Annotated in this window: 4 protein-coding genes and 2 pseudogenes; 2 read left to right on the top strand and 4 right to left on the bottom strand. The window is 39.9% G+C overall.

Translation table 11 applies throughout. From position 1 onward, the window contains the following. Positions 1-233: pseudogene (locus ACFILY_RS09250) on the bottom strand (phage tail protein); the annotation flags it as partial. A gap of 356 nt (positions 234-589) precedes the next feature. On the opposite strand from ACFILY_RS09250, the gene ACFILY_RS09245 reads away from it, so the two are divergent. Next, complete coding sequence (locus ACFILY_RS09245; RefSeq protein ID WP_375637937.1) at positions 590-1,072, top strand: Rha family transcriptional regulator; 483 nt, start codon at positions 590-592, stop codon at positions 1,070-1,072. A gap of 47 nt (positions 1,073-1,119) precedes the next feature. Here ACFILY_RS09245 and ACFILY_RS09240 read toward each other — a convergent pair whose 3' ends face one another. Beyond that, positions 1,120-1,446, bottom strand: a complete 327-nt coding sequence (locus ACFILY_RS09240) for a HigA family addiction module antitoxin (RefSeq protein WP_273791640.1) — start codon at positions 1,444-1,446, stop codon at positions 1,120-1,122. A gap of 30 nt (positions 1,447-1,476) precedes the next feature. Further along, positions 1,477-1,752 carry a type II toxin-antitoxin system RelE/ParE family toxin gene (locus tag ACFILY_RS09235; protein ID WP_273791641.1) on the bottom strand — a complete coding sequence of 92 codons (276 nt, stop codon included), beginning with the start codon at positions 1,750-1,752 and terminating at the stop codon, positions 1,477-1,479. Positions 1,753-1,871: 119 nt separating this feature from the next. On the opposite strand from ACFILY_RS09235, the gene ACFILY_RS09230 reads away from it, so the two are divergent. Next, entirely contained in the window at positions 1,872-2,051 is a 180-nt protein-coding gene (locus ACFILY_RS09230; protein ID WP_375627011.1) for a hypothetical protein, read from the top strand. A gap of 329 nt (positions 2,052-2,380) precedes the next feature. On the opposite strand, the pseudogene ACFILY_RS09225 reads toward ACFILY_RS09230, so the two are convergent. Beyond that, positions 2,381-3,211: pseudogene (locus ACFILY_RS09225) on the bottom strand (hypothetical protein); the annotation flags it as partial.

Here is a 3,211-nt window from a genome sequence, read left to right as displayed (position 1 = left end):
ATAAGATCAAGGGCATTGGGTAAGGTACCTTGACGCTTACCCGTTTTATCGAGTTTTGCAGCTTGTGAAAGAGAGCCTGCTACCAAAACCGGTGTGTTGAGAGGGAATGCTTGTTCATCGGCATCGGGTGCTGTGCCAACAATTCCGATAACTGCCGATTGAACCGCGCGAAGGGGGCGGGTGCCGTCGTCAACTTCAACGACTTCAACACCGTGTAAAAAACCTGTTGCCATACTTTATGCTCCTTTAAATGAGGGGTGAATGAAAATGAATGGGAAAAATGAGGGGTAAAAAGCCGCTCTTGAGAACGACTTGACAAAAACTTTAAAACCGTTAGATTCATACAAAGGTGCTTGAAAAACACCTTAAAACAACAAGCGGATTGGTTACCGAAATAATCAGTCTTCTGTACATTAAAGACTTTGACTCATTATATGCTACACGCATATAATAGCTTTGTCGGGTGTGGTTACGCTATACAATACCCTTTCGGGGGAAAGGCATAACGACGGGCTTGTTGCCGTGTTTTTCAGCACCCGGCATTTTTAAAAAGTGTCAATGAAAAACATTAATCAACAAGGAGTTCATCATGAACAATTTAGTAAACACTCAAACTACATTAACAATGTCTAGCCGTGAAATTGCAAAGTTGTGCGATAAAAGGCATGACAATATTGTAAGAGATATTCGGCAAATATGTACTGACCTCAAAATTGAGGTGAGTAAATTTCAGGGAAATTATAAGGATTCTACAGGACGTAAATTAGTCTGCTATAACCTCCCTAAACGCGAGTGTCTTATCTTAGTTTCCGGATACAGTACAGTATTGCGTTCTAAGATCATTGACCGTTGGATAGAGCTTGAGGGGCAATCAGCTTTACAGCTAGGACATGACTTTGATGATTTTAACTATCTTCGCCAATATGTTTTGACAAATTATCCTAAAATCATGGGTATCATCTTTGGTCGTTTTTTGAAAATAGATGAAATCGAAGAAGAGCTTGATCATTACAAATCAGTTACAAAAGAAGCCAAACGAGTCTTAGCAAGTCCGATTACAAAAGCTGCTTAACTTTAAAAACATGATTTTATCTCCTCGTCTTTGAGGCGGGGAGGTGGTTAATGGCTCTGTTCCATTTGTATATCCACTTTATTAGCTGTTAATGTTGGAATAGAAGAGACATCAATGTCCCTCAAGGCATGCCATGTATCATAATTGGCTTGAAGCTGTAGCCAAAGGGCTGGTCCATTTCCTAACAATTTACCAATGCGAGCTGCTGTTACGGCTGTGACTGGACGTTCTCCTTTAAGGATACCGTGCAAGTGCTGGCGTGATATTTGAAGAATCCTAGCAATTTCGGTTTTGCTTGCATTTAAATGTTCTAAGGATTCAGCTAAAATTTCTCCTGGATGAGAAGGACAACGATTAGGATTACGTGTGGTCATGGATAGTTTCCTTTACAAATCTTAAAACCTTCAGTGGTATTGCTCTAGATCAACATGGTAAACGTGTCTGTCTTTAAATTCAAAAGTGATACACCAAGGACCATTGATATGAATTGTGTAGCGAGTTGGAGTAAAGCCTTTAAGCATATGAAAATTATAACCTGGTACATTGATATCACTAACTTGAGAAGCAGCGTCAAGGGCATCAAGACGGCGAATAATACGCTGTTGAAGCCTGCTATCAATCTTACTTTTTCCTGTTTCCCAGAGAGATTGGAGGTCTTTATTTTTAAATGTTTTGATCATAGCAAACTCAACAACTTTATTTTAAGTAAGATGTAATGTATTAAGTGACAATTGTCAACAAAAATGTTACAATTTAATATGATTGATGCCAACACTGTGGAACTACAAGAATTTAAGAAATGAATATCAAACCAATTCGTACAGAGAGAGATTATCAAGAAGCTTTAGAGATTGTGTCTGCAATGTTTGATAAGCAGCCAGAAGTTAATACTCCAGAATTTGATAGAATGAAAACTCTTGTTTTGTTAATTGAAGCTTATGAAACAGAACACTATCCTGTTTCTCCACCTCATGCGTAAAGAGAAGAATAGGTGCATGGAGGGGATAAATTTGCACGTTAACATCAAGGATTTTACGACCATACCAACGGCTGTCTGATCAAATATTGCTAAAAACTTAGATCCCTTGCCATTCTTAATAAAGTGAATACGAAGTTTAAATTCTATTGTCATTTTGCTCTCCAAATTAATGAAGAGACCATAACAATCATCTCACTCTCTCATAAGACTGACACTGTCAGTCAAAAAGCTCTTTAAAGGGCTTTAAAAGGGCTTAAAATCATACAAGCCAGCTTATACAACAGCTATCCATTTGACTTCTGTCATATCTTGGTTACTTGTGCATCCATTTATTCTTTCCATAACCTTATAAGGACAGCGCCATCAGCACCAGCACCGCTGTCATATCCATCCCTACTAGCACCAGCACCTCCGCCCCCAAAACCACGCCCTGCTTTTCCTGAAGGAAAGCTACCATCTGCCGTTCCTCCACCACCTCCCCTTGATGTATCGCCTCCGGCATCACCTCCGTTACCACTTCTGTTTCCTACAATTCCTTCAATTCCTTTCGTCCCAGCATAACCATTTCCTCCTTTGGCAAGTCCTAGGAGATCATCTGTTGCCCAACCAAAATTTCCACCAATGCCCCCAGTTCCACCAGCACCTGAATAGTAATAAGTATTTCCCTTTGATATACTATAATAAGCACCCCCACCACCATGTCCTCCTGTAGCGGTAATAAAATTCTTTCCAACAACTGTTGTTCCTCCAGAGTTTCCTGTCGCACCATGCTTTGCAACAGAAGTTCCTCCTTTACCAATGATGATATCCTCATGCCCGTTTAAACTGGATTTATAGCCATACCACACGGAACAACCTCCTCCTCCGCCGCCATCGCCATAAGACCAAGAGGAACCACCACTACCTCCGCCGCCCCATGCTTGGATCTCAACTTTGGTTTTATTGCTTACCCAATCTGGCCATTTAATTTTCCCATCTTGCGTATACAGCAATTCAGCATCGGCAATAATGAGTTTATTAATCAAATCTTTTTTGATGTTTTTAATTTCCTGCTTGAGAATATCTATTTCTGCTTTTGTATAAACAACATCACCATCGATTTTAAGTGGTCCTTTAAGCGAGCTTCCGTTTGTGTTTAAATTGGTAACCACTTTGCCATT

Origin of the sequence: Bartonella sp. CL25QHWL, assembly GCF_042195335.1 — a bacterium.
Classification (GTDB): Bacteria; Pseudomonadota; Alphaproteobacteria; order Rhizobiales; family Rhizobiaceae; genus Bartonella.
Note: the sequence above shows the minus strand (reverse complement) of the source record. Positions and strands in the feature narration are given on the sequence as shown.

Coding starts and splice junctions, on each gene's coding strand:
- ACFILY_RS09245 (WP_375637937.1), top strand. CDS start 590: ATGAACAATTTAGTAAACACTCAAACTACATTAACAATGTCTAGCCGT.
- ACFILY_RS09240 (WP_273791640.1), bottom strand. CDS start 1,446: ATGACCACACGTAATCCTAATCGTTGTCCTTCTCATCCAGGAGAAATT.
- ACFILY_RS09235 (WP_273791641.1), bottom strand. CDS start 1,752: ATGATCAAAACATTTAAAAATAAAGACCTCCAATCTCTCTGGGAAACA.
- ACFILY_RS09230 (WP_375627011.1), top strand. CDS start 1,872: ATGAATATCAAACCAATTCGTACAGAGAGAGATTATCAAGAAGCTTTA.